This window comes from Brevibacillus choshinensis, assembly GCF_016811915.1.
GTDB classification, from domain to species: Bacteria; Bacillota; Bacilli; order Brevibacillales; family Brevibacillaceae; genus Brevibacillus; species Brevibacillus choshinensis_A.
This window is the reverse complement of record NZ_CP069127.1, coordinates 2,927,464-2,949,589: the sequence shown is the minus strand read 5'-3', so window position 1 is coordinate 2,949,589 and position 22,126 is coordinate 2,927,464. Positions and strand designations below refer to the sequence as shown.

Sequence of the window (22,126 nt, the reverse complement as noted above, 5' to 3'; positions counted from 1 at the left end):
ATGAAAAAAGCATGTTCTATCGCGGGTGCTCTCCTTTTGACAGCAAGTCTTGTTTCACCTGGATTCGCTGCGGGCAACACCTCTCCAGGTACACCAGAGCAGCAAAACTACTCGATTTCCGGTTTCTTAAGCTATGACCAATTGGTAAAGCAGTTGAAAAAGATCGAGAACAATAGCAATGGTCAAGTCAGCCTGGAAGTCGTCGGAAAGTCAAATCGTGACCGGGATATCTTCAAAGCGACAGTCGGCTCTGGGAAAAAGGTCGTCTTTATCACCAGCCAAATTCACGGGAATGAACCGACCGGAACGGAAGCGCTCGTCAGCATCCTCCAGTATCTTGGATCCAGCAACTCTCCGGAAGCAAAGCAAATTCGAAAGGAAATCACACTGGTTGCCATGCCGATGATGAACCCGGACGCCGCCTACTTGGATCGTCGGGGTAATGACATGACATGGGACGAAATCGTCGACGCATTTCCTCAGCTCGCTGGTGCAAAACCTGCGTGGAATTACTACACCACCCCTCGTCAGGGAGATGACTATGCCGCGACGCCTGGCTTTGACGTCAATCGCGATTACAATCCTGATCTGAATTACTCGCCTCAAGCTTCTGATTTCCCAGGCAGCTCTTCCAAACCAGGCTGGTTTATCACACCTGAAGCGCAAACGGTGCGCGATGTCTATCAATCGCTCCAGGACGACTTCGGACAAGTCGATGTATACATAGACCTCCATCATCAAGGACCTTTTTATTATGTGGACGGCACAAATGATGTCGTGACGCTTTCTCTGTCCGGTCGCTTTGTTGCTGACCCGAACAGCTCGGCGGGAGAAAAGTACGAAGAGTATAAAGACAAATATAACTACGATTTTTCCAGACAGCTCAATCTGGCGGCTTACCATGCGCTTCGATCCATGGGCAGCTCCCCGTTTAATAACATCAGCCTGTACGATCAAAAGATCGATCTTCCCGGGACGGCTCTCGGGGCATTCGCTCTCAATGGCAGCGGAACCGTGCTGTTTGAAGTCCGCGGTCAGACTCAGAGCATGGGTCAAAAGAAAAAAGGGCAATTGGTCAAAGCAGTGGAAACAGGATTATACGGCATCCTTGACGCGGTTGCCACGGGCAGTATCGATGAGCTTGATCCCGAGGAATATGACGACATTCCCATCACTTCGTATGAACCCGGGATCTGATCATGAAAGCAAACCAGTGCAGTTCGCTTTTAGCATCTGCACTGGTTTTTCCTGTGCTTGGATTTTTTCCTCTCCAAAACTCCCCACGTTTCTTTCAGAGCATGATCGATTCAACTCTTCCCTTTTTATCGCCCAGGTTCATGTCGTTCCCCAGGCGCTTCCGTTCGCGTGTCTTAAGTAGATTCACAGTTTTGCTATATAGTGATGAAGAATACCTTGATTTTACTCGAATAAAGCTTAATAATATGGAACAGGCATTCTTGACCGGCACAATTCTTGCATTGAACCGGATTCTACACTGCAGAAAGGTTGTAAACACTTCATGGAGTTATCTCACCTTACTACCAGGGAACAGGCGAAGAAAGAAACATTTTCTATCTCGTTGCTTTGTCTTACACTGGGCTCTTTTGCCATTGGAATGACTGAATTTGTCATCATGGGGCTTCTACCTAATGTTGCTGATGATTTGCAAGTCAGCATCTCATCCGCGGGGCAGCTGATTACCATGTATGCTCTCGGGGTAGCAGTCGGTGCTCCCATCATGACCATCCTCACCCATCGAATTCCCGAAAAGAGACTGCTTTGTCTGCTCATGGTTCTCTTTATTCTCGGTAACGGAATTTCTGTTTTAGCTCCCAACTACGCTGTTTTGATGGGGGCACGCATGCTGACCGCTTTGACGCATGGGACATTTTTTGGAGTTGGCGCTGTCGTCGCTTCCAATCTCGTACCGCCTGACAAACGCGCCAGTGCCGTTTCCATTATGATGGCAGGTCTGACGATTGCCAATATTATTGGGGTTCCACTCGGGACTTTTATCGGTCAACATTTGGGCTGGCGATCCTCCTTCGGCTCTATCGCCATCATGGGAATCATCGCACTGATCGGCATCCTTATTTTCGTCCCGCAAATTCGTCAAGAAAACTCTGGGAGTATTACGGGGCAAATCGCTGCACTCATAAAGCCTAAGCTCCTTCTATACCTCCTGATTGGGGCATTAGGAAACGCAGGCCTATTCACCGTATTTACGTATATTACGCCACTGCTTACGCAAGTTACCGGATTTGCAGAGCAGCATGTAACATGGATTCTCGTCCTCTTCGGCTGCGGAGTGACCATCGGCAATATCGTGGGCGGAAAGCTGGCCGATTGGAAGCTGATGCCTTCCATACTGGGACTTTATTTTGCCATTTGCATCATTCTCACTCTGTTCACGTTAACCATTTCTAGTCCCATAGCTGCCGTCGTGACCATTTTTCTATGGGGAGCTGCGTCCTTCGCAGTCTTTCCAGGGCTGCAGGTACGCGTGATGAACCTTGCACAGTCGGCTCCAGCGCTTGCCTCTACCTCCAGCCATTCTGCCGGAAATTTGGGAAATGCTGCTGGTGCTTTCATTGGGGGATGGGTCATTACGCATCTGGCTATCACATCCCTCCCATGGGTCGGTGCTGTGCTCGTAGGACTTGCTCTGATTTTGGGAATCGCTTCCTATCTGGTTGAGCGCAAGGCCGCTGCGAATAAACGAATCGTCTCGACCATGTAATTAACATTTGAAACATATGAAAAGGTTAACCGTAGCGGGTTGACCTTTTTTTGGTATTTGCCTGTCCGAATGCTGAAAATCCAGCTCCTTCATAAACTCAATGAAGTCTTTGACAAGCTTCAATTCCATAAACTCTTCATGGTACAGCATCCAGGTCTCGCGGATAGGCAAAAACGAGAATAAAAATACGGATATAGAATTGGGGACCATAGCTTTTTGTTATCGCAATACCTTTTGTCCACCATCTCTTTTATTTATGGCTGGCGATAAACAATGGCTATTTTCCAAGCGAATACGAAGCAACGTATAATAGATGGTAGATAACTGATAGCTTTCGATCCTCAAGCGCCACCGAACTTGGCGCTTTTTGTGTCATTCACTACGCGAACAGAGGAGCGAGAATGGAATGGATGATCGCGATTGGCAGGTTTTGCACATCCTCTATAACCAAAAGAACATTACCAAGACCGCTCAACTCCTGTTCATCACCCAGCCCGCACTGACGAAGCGACTCATGCAGATTGAAGAAGAGTTTGGCGTGAAAATCGTAAATAGAGGCATTAAAGGCGTACATTTTACCCCTGAGGGCGAATTGCTGGCAAAGCGCGCTGGGCAAAATCATTGCAGCCGTGAGGGAGATCAAGGAAGAAATATCCAATATGAAGCAAAGCGTATCGGGGACCCTACTGCAAACGGTTGTTAGAAGGTTACTTCAAGATTGATGAAACGAGGAGTGCAGCCTATATGAAAGCAAAAATCCCGCCCCATTTTCGTGGCGGGATTTTTGCATTTTTTACGATGAGCGGCTGCTATTAATACACATCGCGCTGGTAACGTCCTTGCGCTTGCATCTCTGTTACATACGCTTCTGCCGCTTCACGTGTCATTTGTCCTTCTTTTTCAATGACGCTGATCAAGGCGTCGTGGACGTCTTTGGCCATATGCTGCTTGTCTCCGCAAACATAGAAGCAGGCATCATTCTCCAGCCATTCAAACAGCTCTTTGCTGTGCTCAAGCATCTTATGCTGGACATAGACTTTCTCCTCCGAATCGCGTGAGAAAGCTGTCTCGATTCTCGTCAAAACACCCGCTTTTTGATAGCCTTCCAATTCGTTTTGATAGAGGAAATCGCACGATGCGTGCTGATCACCGAAGAACAGCCATGATCTGCCTGGCGCTTTTATCACGCTGCGCTCCTCAATGAAGGAACGAAATGGAGCAATGCCCGTCCCGGGACCAACCATGATGATATCTTTCTCGGGAGAGTCCGGTAGATTAAAGTGCTTATTGGTTTGAATAAAGACCGGCAGCGTATCTCCTTCATGCAAACGTTCTGCACACAAAACGGAGCAAACGCCTTTTCGTTCCCGTCCGTGTGTCGTGTAGCGAACGGCGCCGATGGTCAAATGTACTTCCTCCGGATGAGCCGAGACGCTGCTTGCAATGGAATAGAGCCGTGGCGGCATTTTTCTCAATAGAGCAACGATCTCTTGGGCAGTGGCTTTCCAAGGACCGAAATCTTGAAGCAAATCAAGCAAATCCCGACCATCGATGTATTCTTTCAGCTGATGGATGTTTTCCTCCGACGAAAGCTTTTTCAAAGCTTCGCTGTCAGTCAGCTCTGCTGCTTGCTGAATCATTTTTTTGGTCAGCAACGTAATTTCGAAGTAGGTGGTGAGGGCTTCCCTGAGAGGGAGGGTTTCACCCAGCTTATTGATCGTAACAGCTGTTTCTGGGTCCCATTTCATTTCCTCGATCAAGGATGTGACAAGCTCCGGATCATTTTGCGGAATGATCCCAAGGCAATCACCTGGGGCATAGGTCAAGCCCGATCCTTTTAGCGATAGCTCGAGATGCCTTGTTTCTTTTTTGGATCCTTCTCCATTTAGGTTTACATTTGTAAGAACTTTCGCTGGAAATGGATTCGTCCTCGAGAATGTTACTGGTACGTTATTCATCACTGTATTTTGCATAATGTCACCTCAAGAAGTAGTATTGAGTCGCTTCAAACTATACCTTGGTGTAAATGCAATGTAAGCGAAACCGTTTCGTGACCGCATTGTCATGATATCCCTATTTTGCCTGTTCCAAACTAGCCAAAATGGGAGTAGCCCTCCGTTTTGCGCCTAACCCTCCTCAGTCTCTACCAGTATGGCATACTCCTACGTAAATTTGTATCAGTATGCTAAATTTACTCATTTTTCATCATATTGCGAATCCATCACGTTTGTAAATACTAATCCATGATTCTCGCAGCTCGAATATCCGTCTCACACAAAAAAACGGAGTTCCGACAAGATACTTGTCAGCTCTCCGTTCATACGTTTATTCAGGAAGCTACCTGAAATCACCGTGTTTTACGATCCGTTGAATCAGCTGCGAATGATCCGCTTTGCCGCCACGGCGTGAGAAGTTGAATGTAATCAAGGTGCGTCCCAGCTCCTGCAGCTGCTCGTTCGCTTTCTTGACTTGCAGGTCTGTCACTTCTCCATTTTGCCTTCCTACCGCTTTGGGCCCTCAAGATGAAACTTAGGGTCGGAATGTGCACTTTTTATGGATCGACTCGGAAAAAACTTTAATAATCAGGGGTTGGGAACAAGTTTCCCTGTATGACCTTTGCACTGATCTCGACCCCCTTTTGTCTGTGGCGTCGGATGTCGGTATTGGAAACGTCATCTGATACATACTGTCCATTTCTCAGTGCAGCAAACCCTTTATCTGAACTAAACAGATTTCGGCCCGCACGATAGGCAGTTCGAGGATTATCTGGCAGTCCCAACAAATGGTGAACCGTAGGAAGAATATCAATCTGTCCCCCCATTTGGCTCAGGGTTACTCCTTTCAAGGAGGAATGGTAAATCAAGAGGGGCAAATTCTTATCGTTTTTCAACCAGGAAATTCCGCTTTTTTGTACATCCCTAGCATAATACTTGTTAACTCCCTGGTGATCACCGTAAATGACAAGGACTGTCTGATCCAGCAATCGCTCTTTCTTTAATCCCTCTATAAAAGAACCTACCGCCTGATCAGCGTAGTGGACACTCTGCAGATATCTGGCAACACCATCTTTTTTCATCCCGGGTGGCGGAGTAAGGGTCTGCATGTTTGGAGGCAGTTTATAGGGTACATGGTTTGTAAGGGTAATCATGTAAGCAAAGAATGGGCTTTTTAAGCTCTTGATATAGGGTATGGACTGATCGAACATGTCCTGATCCGGGATCCCTAAACCGATTTTCTTCTCTGATTGATTATCGGGAAAGGAAAATATTTTTTTAAACCCGAAATTAGGCAACACAATGCCCATGTTCATAAACCCTTTTTTCATTCCCACAAAAGCCGCTGTCTCATATCCGTGACCTGCCAGTTCTTTTGGAAAGGCAAAGTAGCTATTGGAAGGATACCGCAAGCTGATAATCCCCTGTGGTAGTGGATACAGAGAATTCAATACCATGAATTCAGCGTCCGCAGAATTTCCTTCCCCAACTTGTTCCTTGATTTTAGGGAAATAAAAGCTATGGGAAAGCAGTTTATTTAATTCGGGAGTGATTTCTTGACCATGAATGCGTTGGCCGATGACGCTGCTTTCCAAGGACTCAAAATGAATGAAAACTACATTTTTGCCTTGAAAGATCCCTTTGTGCAGCTGCTCGTCTGTAGACTGTTGCTTATTGATTTTCTTATTCCTGTCGAACCACTGACGCACCTTTTTTCTGTCATGATCTGATAATGAGATCGCGTGAGAAGATCGCATAAACTCATAGGAATCGAACAAATGGTAACCAATGGGGGTGACTTTCTGTATGGCAAAAATGGGCCGGTGTTTGATGCTCAGCATTTTCTGCACTAATCCTTCGGGATAAGCTACATAACCGGTTACAACCGCAAAAGTCATACAGGAGATAAATTTCCATCCCTGAATAGCTGTTTTTGAATAAGATTTACGAAAAAATAAAAGCAGCGAAGACCAAAGGATCACATCTGCAAAGAAAAGAAAATCGAGCATATGGAAAAGATCAAACGCCGAATCCCCGACATCCCCTAAAAACTCAATCATAGGCAGAGAGAATAATGAAGTTGGAACCCCGAAAGCTCTAAGATACACGAAATCCATCAAGAGTATGAAGCTTACGATGAAATTCAAGATGAGAGCGATGTAAACCTTGCGCTTGGCCAAATAAACGAACGACAGGAGAGTTAAGTAGATAGATATGTATAATGGCAAGGATTTGAGTACATCTGCCAGATGAAAAGGAGTTAACGAGTAAGCCATATCGGTGGCTAAGTAAACAAAGAAAACGGATTTGAGCATAATCCCACATAACTGAGAAAAGACGAAGAAATCGTCTTTTAATAAAACGCGCATCTGCAATGCCTCCCGCATTTCCTTACTCTCATTATTCCTCAAAAGGTAATACTGATAAGAGCAAGTAAATGGAAATAACCATACATGTAAGTGAATGTATGGTTGATTCTTTAAAGTTCAATATTCATAGGAAGAAATTCTGCCTACAAAATATATCTGTTTTCCGCTTCCGCCCCGAATCACTTCCCCTTTTGTCCAGGTGATGCCAAATAGAGACGTTAATTTGTCCTTATTTTCCAGTGACAGAACATACCAGGTATGATCCTTGTGCAGGGCTAACGCCTTTTTCCATCTACTGTAGTAGGTCGCATCTATCCCTTCTCCCCCGTTCGATGGAACAGCTTGAACTTCTCGAACCTCGTTCGGATCTACTCCCTCCAAAGGGCTTCTGAACCCCTTCACTCTCAGCATTTTGCTGACCGCTTCGGCCTGCTTTGCCTGCTTGTCAACGACGATGATCGAGTCTTTGGTGAGTCTGGGCTGCAGGGTTTGTACCGTAAAAAATTCGGCGGAGTTATCCACTCCGGATTGAATATATGTCTCGGCATACTGGTAAAAGTGATGCAGCGGCAGAATGAGGAGTAAGACCCATGCTACGGCCAGGCCTGATCTGAGCTGCCGAGTCTGGTCCCTGTCCGCCAAATACCGTATCCATCCTTGAAATCCTATGGCTACGGTGACAAAGCAAAGAGGAAATAGATAAGCGATATATCTTGTCCATATATAAAATTTATATTGATCGTTTAATATAGGAATCACCAGGAAACTGGAAATAACAATCGCTACTACAAAAGATCCGTTACGGAAACGGCATAGCCGGCGAAACCCGTCCAACAATCCGATGATAAAGAACAGCATAAGAAATGAACTTATGCCGTGCAACCACCCTTTTCCATCAGGGAAGGCACTAGCTAAAGAGTGAATCAATTCACTGCCCATCTCCAGCATGTTTTGAAAATAACCTTGAATCGACCACTCCTGATTCAGCGCGTAGCCCTTTCGCTTTACCCAAAGAACGGAATCTAACGGTTTGATAAAATTATGAATAATCATGTTGCTGTATCCCACTATTAATACAGCAATCCCTATTCGAAGGCGGGCGTCCCGGTAAAAAGCTCCCCAGCCAAGCTGGCGGGCGAAGTAGAAAACGACTCCGAGTAAAGCAGCGATAACGGATGGGTGAGTCTGCAGGGCGATCGCCCATGCCAACCCAGCCAAAGCCCATAATGAGCGTCTCTCTTGATCCATGGCCTTGAGAGATACCAGCACGGCCAACCCTACGAAAAATGGGGTGGTATCATTCGACCAAGCCATATGCGTAATCAGGATGTGCATACTGTTCGTCGCCAATAGCAATGCGGCGAAAACAGCCGTTATCCTTCCCGCCCAATGTCTGCCAAGCCAAAAAGTAACCACTACGGTAGCTGCGCTGGTGACCGTTACATATAACCTGGGTATGTACACATCAAATCCAAATAGCGTAAACAGTCCTGCCAAGACATAATTATGAAACGGGCCAATATCGTGGGACGTATTGTGCAGGGGCCAAGCCTGTCCCCTTGCGATTTGGGCAGCCAGCCCAATCTCTCTCCACTCATCGATGAATCGGGGAACATCATACAAGTAAGGAATACGGATGATGAAAGCGAAAAGAAACAGGATAAAGCTAATGACCCAATCGTTAGAAAGCCATCGAAGTGTCGGCTTTAAATGGGTAAATCGCAGCTGCTTATTCACCATTATGGCCCCCCTCGTCGATTTCTAGTTTGAATGGATACAGGCCTTACACGGTCTGTTTATTCAAAGTTTCAAGCGTTTGAAGAACCGCTCCGGCATCACTTTGATGATCATCATGATGAATGCCCAAAAACCTGGCACATAGACAATCTCCTGCCCCTTTTGAATGGCCAAGCATATCTTTTTTGCCGCATCTTGAGGCTTAGCCAATAGGAAAAGACCCTTCAAGCCATAGGTCATTTGTGTATCCACAAACCCTGGCTTGATTGTCACCACATGCACACCCGAAGCAAACAACCTGCTCCTCAATCCCTGTAGGTACACGGATAATGCACCTTTCGACGAACCGTAAATATAATTGCTTTGTCTGCCACGGTCCCCGGCTACAGAGGAAATGACAGCGATGAAGCCGCTCCGCTCCTGTTCAAAATAGCGGGCAGCTGTCTCCAATATAGACACACAGGAAAGAAAGTTCACCTCAATGATTTGTTTGGCCAATCTGAAATCAGCCTGGGCGGATTGATGATCTTCCATATACCCATAGGCCAAAATCATGCCGCCAAGCATGCCGGGCTCCTCCAGACAAGATGCAAAGAAACCGGAGTGTTCATCATAGGCTTCCGCGTGGTATTTTTTTACACAGACTGGAACCCGGTGGCGAATCCGGATGTCGGACGCGAGCCTCTCCATTTCTCCGTGGTCGCGCCCCGCTAAAATCAATGAATGGTTTTGTTTGGCATATTGATAAGCGATCGACTTGGCGATGCCTGATGTCGCTCCAATGATTAAAATGTTCTTCCTCATCCCAAATTCCCCACGATATTCAACCGCCTGGCCATCGAGGACGAGAAGAGACAGCCGGGATCTATTTTGGCTTTGACTTCCTTGAACTTCGGAAGCTCCGGATACATTTGGGCAAACATATCCGCGGACATTAACGCGTCCTTCGCCAAATACAAGACCCCTCGATGAGCCAGCACCACTTCATCCAATTTCCGAATGAACGCCAAGAGCTCTGTTCCGCCCCTAAGCGGTATATCCAAAGCCAATGTATAGCCTTTACGTGGAAAAGCTAACAAGCCACCGCTTCTCTCACCCAATATCTTCAAGACTGCTAAGAATGAAGCGCATCTCCCCTGGCTTACTTTCTGGAGAAGTTCCGTAAGCCCCATGCGGGCCGTTTCCGGAGGGAATACTGCTTGGTATTGAATAAACCCCGCTTTTCCGTACAAACGATTCCAATGTAAGAGCGTGTCCAACGGATAAAAGAATGAATCATAGTCTACCACTTGCCTAGAGGCATCTTTGAAACGGTGATAGTAAAAGGAATTGAAGGTTTTTATACTGGAAGAATTGAGTCCAAAAGAAGGAAAGTAAAAGGGTACAATCATATTTCTTTTCCTTCTTGGAGAAAGAGGCTCCACCTTGCCGTCAAGCTGTTTCTGCAAGGCATGATTCCCCAGCATGAGAATGGAACGGCCTATGGTGCGATCTGTCGATAAACAGTCGATCCAGGCTACTGAGTATTGGTACTTCCCGTTCATTTCATTAAGCAGGACGATGGTTTCATCGAGGTTGGATGTCTTTTTGTAATCCACCTCTAAATAAGCCGATTCAACCCTCATCAATTTGATGCGGGCACTTAGAATAATTCCTGTGAGCCCAATTCCTCCGACCGTGGCCCAGAATAATTCTTGGTTTTCACTACGTGAACAAGTTAGAAACTCCCCAGATGCGACGAGCAGCTGAAAATCCAGAATATGATTAGAAAAGGAGCCGTCCTGATGGTGGTTTTTCCCATGCACTTCATTGGAAATGGCACCACCAACTGTCACATATTTGGTTCCCGGGGTGACGGGTGGTAAATACCCATGTGGCAAGAAGTATTCTATGATCTCTCCAAACGTAACCCCTGCTTCGCATTCCAATACCTGGGTCTGCTCGTCAAAGGATAGAAAGCGGTTTAACCGAGTATGCAGGATTACTCCGTTTTGGTCGTTTAAGGCGTTATCGCCATAGCTCCTTCCTGCTCCCCGGGAAATGAAGTTTGACTGGCTTCGTAACCGTAAAATATCCTGTAAATCCTTGTACTTCTCCGGTCTGTAAACATGCCCCGTCTGTTTTGGAAAGTTCCCCCATCCTGATAATACATTTTCCTTGGATTTGACCATACCAACATCGCTCCTATCATCCCGACTCATTTGTCCGATTATCATCTCTGTGCTTCTTTGACTATCACCACAAATAAGTTTTAATGCCCATCACACTTAAGGTAAAAAGGATGACCGTCAGCAGGATATGCTTATCTTCGAGCAGACTCTTTTCCGGACTTCCTCCTCCTTGCTTCATATGGACCAGGTACAAATAGCGGAAAATGCCATAGATGACAAACGGAATCGTCCACATCATGTATGCATTCGGACCTGTGTTCGCCGTATAAAGTGAATATGTCATTATCGTGGCCGAAGTAACAATGGAAATGAGCTGATCTAAAAATGCAATCGAATAATGCTCCAGTACTTTGCGCTGCTTCTCTTTGTCACCGTTCAGCCTTTCAAATTCGTGCCTTCTTTTGCTCAAAGCTAGAAACAAAGCGAGCAGCATGGTGCAAAGAATGAACCAGGAAGTGATGCCTACGCCCACCACTACGGCTCCAGAGATCCCCCGAAGGACAAACCCTGAAGCGATGACCATAACATCAATAATCACGACATGTTTCAGCCATGCACAATAGAAGAGATTGACGATCAAGTATGTAATGAGGATTCCGGAAAAAAGAGGTGTGATGAAATAGGATATGGATAATGAGAAAATCAACAAAAAAATGCCGAACAAAATAGCTGTCCGGATCCTAAGTGCTCCAGATGCGATTGGACGTTTCGATTTTTCCGGGTGCAACCGGTCCTTTTCAACATCCATGATGTCGTTCACAATGTACACTGTGCTTGCAGTCAAGGCAAAACAAAAGAAAGCGATGACAGCCTTCCCTATTGCAACGGGATCGTGGAATTTTTCCGCGAAGACCGGAGCAGCAAATACAAGCAAGCATTTTGTCCACTGTCTTGGTCTCAGCTGCAATAACAGCGGTTTCAGTTAACTATCCCCCCTTTATACTGACATGAATCTTCCCCTCACCATTTTTTACCTGATTGTGATTCCCCTATACGAAATTCAGAACCGGAGCCTGAAAAAAATACTTGGAAGGACGCAACCCACAATCTGGAGAGGAGATTTAGATCGCTGAAAACGACCCGATTCCTAGCGTTTCATTCATGCCTCGTTAGCTTCTTTCCTGCTTACCAGATCAGGGGCAACCTTAGTGTGTTGGTAGTATGCATCACCCAAAAATACCTTATCCAGTAAATAATGGAATCTGGTTCCTCAGATATTTCAAAACGTATCCTGATCCCGATGTTGTGGAACGAATAGTCACCTGCCCGGGGAAATCGTAACCAGCTTCACCCTAATAGACCACCCTAAGCAACCGCATTTTTTCTGAAAATTCCCTTCACCATTTTGTGACCGTAAAAGGAACCGAAAAAAATAGAAAAGGGCCAGCTTGGCCCTTTTCTGCGTAACGTTGTCTATTTCAGTTTATAATCATGTCAGCTGAATTTCGCGGCTGCAAATCGCTTGCACGTCTTGTTGATCATGGGTGACAAGTAAACAGGTCATTCCCGCCTTTTGCAGAATATCCCGAAGTTCGCTGCGTATCGACGTGCGCAAATTCGCATCGAGATTACTGAAAGGCTCGTCCATGAGCAAAAGGGACGGCTTCGGAGCGAGGGCTCTGGCCAATGCAACACGCTGCTGCTGCCCTCCGCTCAATTCATGCGGGTATCTCTTGGTAAAACCAGTGAGTTGGACCAGCTCGACCATCTCATCTACCCTGGACAATCGCAGGGATCTGGACATGCGATGCAAGCCGAATTCAATATTTTGGGCAACTGTCAGATGCGGAAACAGTGCGTAGTCTTGGAACACCATGCCGACTCCGCGATTTTCAGGTGGAATGAACGTATGCATGTCCATGACCACTTTGCCATTAATACTGATTTTCCCTGTATGGGGTGTGCCGAGACCGGCAATCAAGCGTAAAAGTGTGCTTTTTCCGCTTCCGCTCGGGCCAACCACCCCTACGATTTCCCCTTTGTTTAGCGTAAAGGAGACTTTTTTTAGAATGGGAGCTTCTTTTTTGGAATAGGAAAAAGAAACGTCTTGGATTTCAACAAAATTCATCTCTCCAGCCTCTTTCCTAGTTTGTAAACGAGCAGAACTGAGCAAACGCTGACGGCAATGATAAACAAGGACGGGATCGACGCTTCTATGACTCTTTCATCGCTGGCATATTGGTACGTCTTGGTTGCCAGCGTCTCGAAGTTAAAGGGTCTGAGCAAGAGTGTCATCGGCAGCTCTTTCATGATTTCCACAAAGGTCAGGATCGTACCGCTCAGGAGCGCGCCTCTCATCAGAGGAAGGTCCACTTTGAAAAAGGTTCGGGTCATCCCGTACCCGAGCAATCTGGAAGCTTCCATATAGGTCTTGCCCATTTTTTCAAAGCCTGCTTCGACTGCATTATAACCCGTTGCCATAAAGCGAACCACGTACGCCACCACTACCATCACGAGAGACATGCTGAGCACTAGCGGTGCTTCCCCCAATCCCATCCAGCGATAGAAAGGCGCCAGGGTCTCATCGAGAACGATAAAAAACGTAAGCACGCCGATTGCAATGATCGCTCCTGGAATGGAGTAGCCCGATGCGATGACTTTAGACAGTACGGAGGAAAAAGCTTTTCCTTGCACCCGGCATACATTGGCGACCACCACGGACAGGAACATGATACAAGCTGTCGCAATCAAGGCAACGAGCAGCGTGTTGGATGTCAGCTCAACGAATGAGAAAGTCAGAACGTCCTGGTAGGTCCAGGTTGACCAAACGATGAGTTGAACAACCGGAATCAAAAAAGCGAATGCGAATACGGCCCCGCTAAAAAGTACCGCTATGAAGGCGCTGCTCCCCTTGAGCTGCTTGGGAACAAGCGGGCTGGCTTTACTCGTCGAAGCGCTATACCGTCGGCGGTTTCGAAGCAATCGCTCAATGATGAACAACCCAATGACTCCCGCCATCATCCAAGCAGCCAAGCGAAGTGCCGAATCCACATCATACATGCCAAACCACGTTTGAAAAATTGCAGTAGAAATCGTCTGAATCCCAAAATAGCTCGTAACCCCATAATCGCTGATCACTTCAAAAATGACGAGCATAACGCTCCCGATGATGGCCGGCTGTGCGATCGGCAAAACAATGCGAAAGAAAATCGTGAAATGGTTTCTCCCCAGAAGGATCGCATTCTCGATATAGGAACCACTTTGCCGTTCAAGAAACGACCTCGTAATCATGAAAACGTACGGGTATAAAAAAAGCGTAAAGATAAAAACAGCACCCTGAAGCGACATGATATCCAACCATTTGGGATTCCACTCAATACCAAATGTGGACCGCATCGTAACCTGCACAACGCCTGTGTAGCTAACCATGTGGCTATACGTGTACGCTGCAATATTGGGAGGAATCGAGAGCGGGAGAACCAGTGCCCATTGAAAAAAACGTTTCCCTGGAAAATCATAGGCAGCGATCAACCAAGCTAGCGTCACACCAACAGTCACAGTGAAAATCCCCGTAAACACCACCAGGAATAACGAATTCACCAGATAATCCGTAAGCATGTACTGTTTGATCTGTGCCCAGTTCTCATTAGGTGCTTTCAATAAAGAAAAGAAAATAGACAAAACGGGCAGCAGTACTACTGCTACCCCAATCAGACTGATCAATACCCAGCCGTTTGTATTTGCTTTCCTATTTCGCAAAACAGTTTTAAAGCTCATCTTATTTCCATCCTACTTTATTCATGATCTCAATGGATTTTTTATTGTGTTCACCCAATTTGCTGAAATCAATCTGCTGTGTTTTAAAATCGCCCCATGATTTAAGCAGCTCAGGCTTTTGCGCTTTCTCGTTTACCGGGAACTCAAAGTTTTCTTTGGACATGAGCGCCTGTGCTTCCTCGGATGTCAAGAATTCAATAAGCTTCACTGCGTTCTCTTTATTTTTACTGTGCTTAGCGAGTCCAGCCCCACTTACATTCACGTGTGTGCCTGTCGTGCTCTGGTTCGGGAAGAATACGCCGATTTTTTCACTTGCTTTCACTTCTTCGGCATCTTTGGAATTTACCATTTGTCCCACATAATACGTGTTCATGATCGCCACATCGCCAACACCGGCTGCAATGGCTTTCGCTTGGTCACGGTCGCCGCCTTCCGGTGTACGGCTCATATTCGCTACCACACCTTTTGCCCACTCTTCTGTTTTTTGTTCTCCATTCAGCTCGATCATCGAGGCTACAAGCGACTGGTTATACAGACTAGTGGAGGAGCGAACCAGCACCTTTCCTTTCCATTTATCTGCAGCCAAATCTTCATATGTAGAAAGTTGTTCCGGCTTCACGCGATCTTTGGAATATACGATTACACGTGCACGCGTAGAAAGTCCGATCCATTCATTATTTTGATCCCGAAGCTGCTTCGGTACTTGCTGTTCGATTACATCTGATTGTACAGGCTGCAGGACACCGTTTTGCTTGGCATTGTTCAATACTCCGCCGTCCACCGTAATGAACAGATCCGCAGGTGAGCTTTGTCCCTCACGCTTCAGCCTTTCAATCAATTCTTCCGCTTTCCCTTTTACGACGTTCACCTTGATACCCGTTTTATCGGTAAAGTTTTTATAGAGTACATCATCCACTTCATAATGTCTCGCGGTATAGATATTCACTGATTGTTCTTGGGCTGGCTTGTCTGTACTGCCGCTTTCCTTTTGCCCTGGCTGAGCTTGATCTTTGGACCCTGTGCCGCATCCAGCTAGCAGGCTAGCAGCCATAACGGTTGCAAACATAGTGGAGAGTACTTTGCTACGCTTCATATCGGTTAATCCCCCTAAAAATTATGAAAACAATTCTCATTATCAACAATGTTAATGATAATGACTTTCACTAAACATGTCAACGAATTATTATATATTTATGTTTTTATGCATTTCATACAAAAAAGCAGGCAGCCATGTTGAACACGACGACCTGCTCAGTCTCCATTATGAAAACCTTTTCATTCTCCCTATCCCTAACGTGCCCCCATCGGCATCATCCGTACGGAAAATTCGATATCCATCATCTATTTCTGTTATTTTGAAATGGTTGCCTTCGCCAGCTCTTCCGTGACCGAACATACGGCTGAGGAATCCCATGCTCCCTTTCCTTGAGCTTTTGCAGCTTCGTACAATTGGACGACAGTCCCTCCCACCAATACCGGCACCTGTTGTTCCCGGGCTGCCTGCGCGTAAAGCTGCAAGTCTTTATGCATGTGGTCCAGGGAAAAAACGGTCTTTTCGTAGGTTCCGTAGAGGATGTTCGGACCAAAGACGGACAGCACGCGGTTATGCGCAGAACCTTTGTCCATGACCGCAGCCAATTTATGCGGATCGACGCCCGCCTTTGCCCCTACCGTAAAGGCTTCTCCCAGAGCCGCGGTGATCACAGCAACGACCGAATTATGGCATAGCTTTGCAACCTGGCCGGAACCCGATTCCCCCATGTAAAAGATGTCTTTGCCGATCCCTTGCAGATAAGGGGTAATATCAGGCAGCTTGGATTCGTCGCCGCCTACCATGATGGTTAAGGTACCGGCGGCAGATCCTGCCGGGCCACCGCTAACGGGACAATCAAATAAGGAAATTCCCTTTTGCAGACCTACTGCATGGAGCCGTTTTGCTGTGGCCGGATCAATCGTGCTGGCATCCAGAACGTAGCTGCCTGCTGCAAGCGTCGAATAGAGCCCATCCTCTCCAAGCAGCACCTGTTCCACAATAGCCGGACCGGGCAGGGAAGTGATTACGACGGATGCCGTCCTTCCTACGTCCGCAGGAGACAGTGCCACGTGGGCGCCCTTCTCCTTGGCCCAATCCTGCGCAGCTGGAACGGGATCATAAGCGATTACCTGGTAGCCTTTTGCCAGCAAGCTGCCAATCATTCCCTTGCCCATCGCCCCGATGCCAATGACACCGATCGTATCCATCATAAATCCCTCACCTTCAGCATTTTCCTAACCTATGGACGAATATAGACGGTCTTCGTCTCTACATAAAAGTCGAGCGCAGACTCTCCCTGCTCTCTTGGACCTAAGCCAGAGATCTTCTTGCCTCCAAATGGATACTGGGATTCGAAGTGGGTAGATGGCATATTCACATGCGTCACACCAGATTGGATCCCTTTGACAAAATCAAACGCCTTGCGCAAATCGTTGGTAAAGATGGTAGAGGACAAGCCGAACTCCACTTGGTTTGCCACTTCCATGGCATGCTCGAAAGATTCCACATCGATGACGGCGATGACTGGCCCAAAAATCTCTTCTCTGGCAATCGTCATCTCTTGTGTTACCCCAGTAAACACTGTCGGTGCAACAAAGTAGCCATTCCCTAGAGTACCATCGGTGAGGCGCTGTCCTCCGCAGGCAAGAGTCGCGCCCTCCTCGATTCCTTTTTGGACGTAGTGCAAATACAGATTCAACTGATGCTCGTCCACGACAGGGCCATTATGGCTCTCAGGGTCAAAGCCATCGCCAACCTTCATGCTCTTCGCACGTTCGATCAATTTCGACTTTACTTGATCCGCCACTTCCGGGACGACCAAAACGCGGCTTGTTCCCGTGCAGCGCTGGCCGTTGTCGAAAAATCCACTGGTCACGATGCAATCAATCGCCAAATCAATATCGGCGTCTCCAAGAATGATGGCCGGGTTTTTCCCACCCATCTCCGCCTGGATTTTTCCGCCGCGAGAGCCGACTGCCTTGCCTAGCGACAGTCCGACTTCAGAGGAGCCGGTGAAGGATATGCCCTTGATGATCGGGTTGTTCGCAAGCTCATCGCCGATAACGGCTCCAGGACCTGTCACCATGTTGACGACTCCTGCGGGCACTCCGCTTTCGATGAGGAGCTCCATCAGTTTGACGCTGATCAGGGATGTGTTGCTTGCAGGTTTAAATACCACCGTGTTTCCTGCGATAATGGCAGGGACGATCTTCCAAAGCCCGATCCCCAGTGGGAAATTCCAAGGTGCGATAATGGCAAACACGCCGATCGGATCACGAACGGTGTATCCGACCACCCGTTCATCAAAGGAAGGAACCGTCTGACCTGTCAAGCGCGTCGCTTCCCCCGTCAGCTGTTTCATGGAGGTAATCGTCTTGTTCACTTCCCCGCGTGCTTCCCGCAAGGTCTTCCCAACCTCGCGTGTAATGGTTTCCGCCAATTCTTCTTTTCGTTGCTCCAACAAATGGATCAGGGCAAACAAAAATTCTCCTCGCACGGGCGCAGGTGTTTTCGACCACTGGGGAAACGCCCTTGCTGCAGACTCGATTGCTGCCCGGGCATCCTCGCCGTCCGATTTTTGAAAATAGCCTACGACTTCATCAATGTTAGCCGGATTCGTGCTTGTGAATACATCGCCGGTATGGCTTGGTACCCATTTTCCATCGATATAGTTTTGATAGGTGTTCGTCATCTGTTCTGCCACCTTTCCTGTCCTTGTAAGAGGATTGTATAAATTCGAAACATTTCGTACAATGTTGAAGTGCACACAGTTATGATCAGTTATGTGTGCGATTCTCCATAGGAGGATGTCGCAAATGGAAGTCTTTCCACAGTTCATCCATCGATTGCGTCAAACGTTTGGTAAGCGGTCTTTCGCGCTCTGGCTTCTCGCCTCCCATGATCGGCAGTTTCGCCTGCTGCATGCGGAAGGCGAACGAACTGGCGGCCCTATCCCCTCTGCAGCATCCCATGTCGAAGACGAGAGGTACCGATGGGAGGAACAGGCTGATGTTGCCTTGCTGCGATTGTTCTTCCCGGAAGCGGGACAAGCTGTCGTCGTTGCTTCCGGTTCCATCTGTGCTCCTTCTCCGGATAGCCTGGAAATTCTCTGGCTGACGTTCCGCCTATTCCTTGCAGAAGAAATGATCCGAACCAAAAATGATGAGTGGTCCAAACTGTTGCAGGGCATCCGTTCCATCTCATCCAAGCTGGATATTGACAGCATCATCCGAGAGATCATTGGAAACGCACTGGCTGTCATTCCTGCCGCAGATGCCGGGCTGCTGCACCTGTACGATCCAGCCATCGATCGGCTGGTTCCAAAAGCGACCGTCGGCTTCCACGACCGGGTGTTCCAATATTTCAAGCTGCGAATTGGTGAGTCGATTGCAGGAAAAGTCTATCAGGACGGCCATGCCAGGATCTACCGGTCCCATCCCGAGACAAAGAAGGCCATGATGGACATCTCAGAGGAAAACTACCGATTTTTAAATGATGCGAAAGAGCTCAGAGACTTGAATGGACTTTTGTGTGTACCCATCTCTATCGAAAGCGAGCGAATCGGCGTGCTTGTCCTGCACCAGTTTCATCAGGACAAGGTGTTTACCGACTACGATCTGTCTGTCCTGCAAGGCTTTGCTGATCAGACCTCCATCGCATTGCATAACGCCAAATTATATGCCGATGCCCGGACGAAGCATGACGATCTCGTCAAAAGGAATGAGATCCACGAATCACTCAAGCAGCTGTTTTTGCAAAACAAAGGGACAGAATCGATCATTCGTGCGTTGGAGCGTATGACCGCAGAGCCCGTCATCTTTGCCGACTGGTTGGAGCAGCGCTATTTTCCGGAAGACTGCCATTTTCCACTCACTTGGGAAGAACTGTCCTTATTGCTGGGGCAAAAGAGGAACCCCGTCAAGGTGACGCTTTCTTCACAGGGCGCAGGTGATCAGGCCTTTCTCCTCTATCCGTTGGGAAATGGCCAAGTTTTTTTAGGCTGCCTGCTGATTTGTGTGACAGACGGTGAGCTTTCGGAGCATCAACGCGTCACCATTGAACAAGGCAGCGCGGTTTTGACATTGGACTTGGTGAAAAAACAGTCCCTCAGCTCCATCATGTATAAACGAGCCCATGACCTTTTCTTGGGAGTCGTCGAAAGCAAAGGGCAAGAATTGCAGGAACGCGCCCAAGTCCTGGGGCTAAAGCAGAACAGCCTCTCCCTCGTTGTCTTCGCCTACTTCAGCCGTTGCCATGACCTATCGATTCTCGAAGCGAACATACACCGTCTGGTAACCAAATGGAAATGGGAATTTTCCAGCTCTCACATTCTCGTGTACGGCTTCCATAATCACGTAACCCTGCTGGCTCAGCCAAAATCCCCGTCGGAGATCAAAGAGATCATGGCTCGCTTGCAAGCTGCGTCGGAGGAATGGGAGCATGGCGGTGATGCTTCTCTTTCCATCGGTGTGGGAGGTATCTACACGGGAATTGATCGAATCGGCAAAAGCTTTGAGGAGGCCAAAAAGGCAGCACACTATCTGCTGAATCGAGGGCGTTTTGGTGTGGCTCGTTATGGGGATTTGGGCGTCAATCGACTCATCCTCAATCAATCCCAAGAGGAAATCGATGCGTTTGTCCGCGATGTGTTTGGACCGCTGTGGGAGGGCCAGGAAAAGCATCAAGAGCTGGAGCACACCCTGCTCACGTATATGGAATGCAGCCAGTCTCCCCAGCAGACAGCACGGGAGCTGCACATTCACGTAAATACGCTCTATCAGCGGCTGCGAAAAATAGAAGAACTGTTACTGCTTGATCTGCGTCAGCCCGAGGACATTCTCAAGGTGCAATTGGCTTGTCATTTGCGTCGGGAATCATGAAGGCCAGCCGTCTCACAGTGGAGGCGGCTGGCCTTTTTCCTACAATATCAACGGCTTGTCCTGTTTCATATACGAATCAAACTCGCCGAAATGGCTGAGCTTCAGTTCTTTCCCGAACACTTGCGCAAATCCTTCCAGCGCGACTATGGTATCCACAAAACGGTCCGCCGCTAACCCTGAATCAATCAGCTGAAAGCATTTTTTGAACTCTCTATCGTTATATTGAAGCTTTTGCTTCATGGCAGCCTCAAATTCCGCACGTCGCGAACGCATCTCTGAAGCGGCTGCATCGCACAAGGCCATCACTCTTTGCGCTTCCTCTTCGGCTAGCTTCGCCTCATTTAGAATAGAAAGAGACGATTGATACAATCCCGTGGCGATCATGTACCCAGCCATACTGCCGACGACTGCCCCAACTGGGCCAAATACAGCTCCAGCAGCAGCTCCCGCATAAATGCTGGAGGCAGTGCTTACGCCTGTTTGCCCAATCTTCTCCACGGCTTGCTCAGAGGAGATTTCCCCTTTTGCGTACCGAAGCATGGTGACACCCATATCTACGACACCCGCCGCAATCGAAGTAGCCACATTCGACTTGGCCAACGCATCGATTCCTGCTTTTTGTGCCGCGGTGCGTATTCCGGCGCTGATCGCCCCCGTGCTAGCGCCTCTCATTCCAGCTGCTCCTGTCTCTTTTAGCGTATTCTTCGCTGCTTGCTCGAGGCTGGCTTGTCCTTTGCTGACCGCTATCCCATTTTTGATCAAGGAAACGGCGCCTCCAACGACAGCGGAAGCTGCTGCAGCTTGTGCGCTGGTCACGCCGATCTCCTTCTTGAATTGCTCCGATTCCAGCTGTGAACTGTAGGCTGCTGTATGTTCTGTAGCATGGATGGTTTCCTCATAGGAGGTACCGCTTGAGTGAAGCTCTTTGTATGTCAGTTTCCCCTTGACGTTCCTCAGCGTGTCCCGATAATCCTCACTGTAGATCGACCCGCTGTTCGCGCGATTTTCCGCAAGCTCACGCACTCGATCCGCTTTTTCCATGCTCACCAGCTTTTGCATGCCTCGATACTTCTCGTCGCTCACCATTCGGGTCAGACGAGCTGCATCATTGCTCGATTTCGCCTGCACTTCGTCTAGTATTTTACCGCCGCTGCGGATCACGATGTCTGCTTTGGCATGAGGATCCCCTTCGAGTGCGGTTACATAGGCGCGGATATCCGCCCCTTTCGAAGCAGCATCCATATTGAATTTGGTCGCTTCGATGATTTCAAACAAGTTGCCTTGCTTCTGCTCAACACCAACATTTCTTAAGCTGTCGGCCATACTTCTCAAGGAATCCATTCCATCGACGGCGACACGAGAAGCCTCGGCTTCGTGTCTAGCTGCATACGATCCGAATTGGCTCCCCAGAAAAGAGGCATCCTCTGCCGTATTCTTTTCCGTAGCTCTGTCTTTCTTTTTTTGCCCGAATAGAAATGATAGCAT

At 47.8% G+C, this 22,126-nt stretch carries 17 protein-coding genes; 4 read left to right on the top strand and 13 right to left on the bottom strand.

The features are described 5' to 3' along the window. The 3 genes from JNE38_RS14910 (at position 1) to JNE38_RS14900 (ending at position 3,443) form a co-directional block, all read left to right on the top strand. Positions 1 to 1,197 (top strand): M14 family zinc carboxypeptidase, encoded by a 1,197-nt coding sequence (locus JNE38_RS14910; RefSeq protein ID WP_203357259.1) that lies wholly within the window; start codon positions 1 to 3, stop codon positions 1,195 to 1,197. Between the two features lie 322 nt (positions 1,198 to 1,519). Then, positions 1,520 to 2,740 (top strand): MFS transporter, encoded by a 1,221-nt coding sequence (locus JNE38_RS14905; RefSeq protein WP_203357258.1) that lies wholly within the window; start codon positions 1,520 to 1,522, stop codon positions 2,738 to 2,740. Positions 2,741 to 3,146: 406 nt separating this feature from the next. Next, a complete protein-coding gene (locus JNE38_RS14900; RefSeq protein WP_238933669.1) occupies positions 3,147 to 3,443 on the top strand; it encodes a helix-turn-helix domain-containing protein in 297 nt (98 codons plus the stop codon). Positions 3,444 to 3,552: 109 nt separating this feature from the next. Here the strand turns inward: JNE38_RS14900 and JNE38_RS14895 are convergent, their stop codons facing one another. The 12 genes from JNE38_RS14895 to JNE38_RS14840 all read right to left on the bottom strand — a co-directional run bounded on the left by JNE38_RS14895 (position 3,553) and on the right by JNE38_RS14840 (position 18,453). After that, positions 3,553 to 4,698, bottom strand: a complete 1,146-nt coding sequence (locus tag JNE38_RS14895; protein ID WP_238933730.1) for a sulfite reductase subunit alpha — start codon at positions 4,696 to 4,698, stop codon at positions 3,553 to 3,555. A gap of 379 nt (positions 4,699 to 5,077) precedes the next feature. Next, positions 5,078 to 5,224, bottom strand: a complete 147-nt coding sequence (locus JNE38_RS14890) for a hypothetical protein (RefSeq protein ID WP_203357256.1) — start codon at positions 5,222 to 5,224, stop codon at positions 5,078 to 5,080. A gap of 91 nt (positions 5,225 to 5,315) precedes the next feature. Then, positions 5,316 to 7,103 (bottom strand): LTA synthase family protein, encoded by a 1,788-nt coding sequence (locus JNE38_RS14885; RefSeq protein ID WP_203357255.1) that lies wholly within the window; start codon positions 7,101 to 7,103, stop codon positions 5,316 to 5,318. 117 nt (positions 7,104 to 7,220) lie between these two features. After that, entirely contained in the window at positions 7,221 to 8,843 is a 1,623-nt protein-coding gene (locus JNE38_RS14880) for an ArnT family glycosyltransferase (RefSeq protein WP_203357254.1), read from the bottom strand. A gap of 60 nt (positions 8,844 to 8,903) precedes the next feature. Beyond that, on the bottom strand, positions 8,904 to 9,644 hold the full coding sequence (locus JNE38_RS14875) for an SDR family oxidoreductase (protein ID WP_203357253.1): 741 nt from the start codon (positions 9,642 to 9,644) through the stop codon (positions 8,904 to 8,906). After that, positions 9,641 to 11,011 carry an FAD-binding protein gene (locus tag JNE38_RS14870; protein ID WP_203357252.1) on the bottom strand — a complete coding sequence of 457 codons (1,371 nt, stop codon included), beginning with the start codon at positions 11,009 to 11,011 and terminating at the stop codon, positions 9,641 to 9,643. The genes JNE38_RS14875 and JNE38_RS14870 overlap by 4 nt, the downstream gene beginning before the upstream one ends. 64 nt (positions 11,012 to 11,075) lie before the next feature. Next, complete coding sequence (locus tag JNE38_RS14865) at positions 11,076 to 11,918, bottom strand: decaprenyl-phosphate phosphoribosyltransferase (RefSeq protein ID WP_275296710.1); 843 nt, start codon at positions 11,916 to 11,918, stop codon at positions 11,076 to 11,078. A gap of 522 nt (positions 11,919 to 12,440) precedes the next feature. Further along, positions 12,441 to 13,079, bottom strand: a complete 639-nt coding sequence (locus JNE38_RS14860; RefSeq protein ID WP_203357251.1) for an ABC transporter ATP-binding protein — start codon at positions 13,077 to 13,079, stop codon at positions 12,441 to 12,443. After that, positions 13,076 to 14,728: an ABC transporter permease gene (locus JNE38_RS14855; protein ID WP_203357250.1), complete on the bottom strand. Its 1,653-nt coding sequence runs from the start codon at positions 14,726 to 14,728 to the stop codon at positions 13,076 to 13,078. Before JNE38_RS14855 ends, JNE38_RS14860 begins: the two co-directional genes overlap by 4 nt. Before the next feature lies 1 nt (position 14,729). After that, entirely contained in the window at positions 14,730 to 15,821 is a 1,092-nt protein-coding gene (locus JNE38_RS14850) for a Fe(3+) ABC transporter substrate-binding protein (RefSeq protein WP_203357249.1), read from the bottom strand. Positions 15,822 to 16,078: 257 nt separating this feature from the next. Then, positions 16,079 to 16,972, bottom strand: a complete 894-nt coding sequence (locus tag JNE38_RS14845) for an NAD(P)-dependent oxidoreductase (protein WP_238933667.1) — start codon at positions 16,970 to 16,972, stop codon at positions 16,079 to 16,081. A gap of 29 nt (positions 16,973 to 17,001) precedes the next feature. Further along, positions 17,002 to 18,453, bottom strand: coding sequence for an aldehyde dehydrogenase family protein (locus JNE38_RS14840; protein ID WP_203357248.1), 1,452 nt, complete (start codon positions 18,451 to 18,453; stop codon positions 17,002 to 17,004). A 124-nt stretch (positions 18,454 to 18,577) separates the two neighbouring features. Between JNE38_RS14840 and JNE38_RS14835 the strand changes: the two genes are divergently transcribed. Continuing rightward, the gene (locus JNE38_RS14835; protein WP_203357247.1) at positions 18,578 to 20,641 is read left to right on the top strand and encodes a helix-turn-helix domain-containing protein; all 2,064 of its coding nucleotides are present in this window, start codon (positions 18,578 to 18,580) and stop codon (positions 20,639 to 20,641) included. A gap of 39 nt (positions 20,642 to 20,680) precedes the next feature. On the opposite strand, the gene JNE38_RS14830 is transcribed toward JNE38_RS14835, so the two are convergent. Then, on the bottom strand, positions 20,681 to 22,126 hold the full coding sequence (locus JNE38_RS14830) for a hypothetical protein (RefSeq protein WP_203357246.1): 1,446 nt from the start codon (positions 22,124 to 22,126) through the stop codon (positions 20,681 to 20,683).

Bases quoted from the DNA above. Each gene is read 5' to 3' on its own strand.
- JNE38_RS14910 (WP_203357259.1), top strand. From the start codon at position 1: ATGAAAAAAGCATGTTCTATCGCGGGTGCTCTCCTTTTGACAGCAAGT.
- JNE38_RS14905 (WP_203357258.1), top strand. From the start codon at position 1,520: ATGGAGTTATCTCACCTTACTACCAGGGAACAGGCGAAGAAAGAAACA.
- JNE38_RS14900 (WP_238933669.1), top strand. From the start codon at position 3,147: ATGGATGATCGCGATTGGCAGGTTTTGCACATCCTCTATAACCAAAAG.
- JNE38_RS14895 (WP_238933730.1), bottom strand. From the start codon at position 4,698: ATGAATAACGTACCAGTAACATTCTCGAGGACGAATCCATTTCCAGCG.
- JNE38_RS14885 (WP_203357255.1), bottom strand. From the start codon at position 7,103: ATGCGCGTTTTATTAAAAGACGATTTCTTCGTCTTTTCTCAGTTATGT.
- JNE38_RS14880 (WP_203357254.1), bottom strand. From the start codon at position 8,843: ATGGTGAATAAGCAGCTGCGATTTACCCATTTAAAGCCGACACTTCGA.
- JNE38_RS14875 (WP_203357253.1), bottom strand. From the start codon at position 9,644: ATGAGGAAGAACATTTTAATCATTGGAGCGACATCAGGCATCGCCAAG.
- JNE38_RS14870 (WP_203357252.1), bottom strand. From the start codon at position 11,011: ATGGTCAAATCCAAGGAAAATGTATTATCAGGATGGGGGAACTTTCCA.
- JNE38_RS14860 (WP_203357251.1), bottom strand. From the start codon at position 13,079: ATGAATTTTGTTGAAATCCAAGACGTTTCTTTTTCCTATTCCAAAAAA.
- JNE38_RS14855 (WP_203357250.1), bottom strand. From the start codon at position 14,728: ATGAGCTTTAAAACTGTTTTGCGAAATAGGAAAGCAAATACAAACGGC.
- JNE38_RS14850 (WP_203357249.1), bottom strand. From the start codon at position 15,821: ATGAAGCGTAGCAAAGTACTCTCCACTATGTTTGCAACCGTTATGGCT.
- JNE38_RS14845 (WP_238933667.1), bottom strand. From the start codon at position 16,972: ATGATGGATACGATCGGTGTCATTGGCATCGGGGCGATGGGCAAGGGA.
- JNE38_RS14840 (WP_203357248.1), bottom strand. From the start codon at position 18,453: ATGACGAACACCTATCAAAACTATATCGATGGAAAATGGGTACCAAGC.
- JNE38_RS14835 (WP_203357247.1), top strand. From the start codon at position 18,578: ATGGAAGTCTTTCCACAGTTCATCCATCGATTGCGTCAAACGTTTGGT.
- JNE38_RS14830 (WP_203357246.1), bottom strand. From the start codon at position 22,126: ATGCTATCATTTCTATTCGGGCAAAAAAAGAAAGACAGAGCTACGGAA.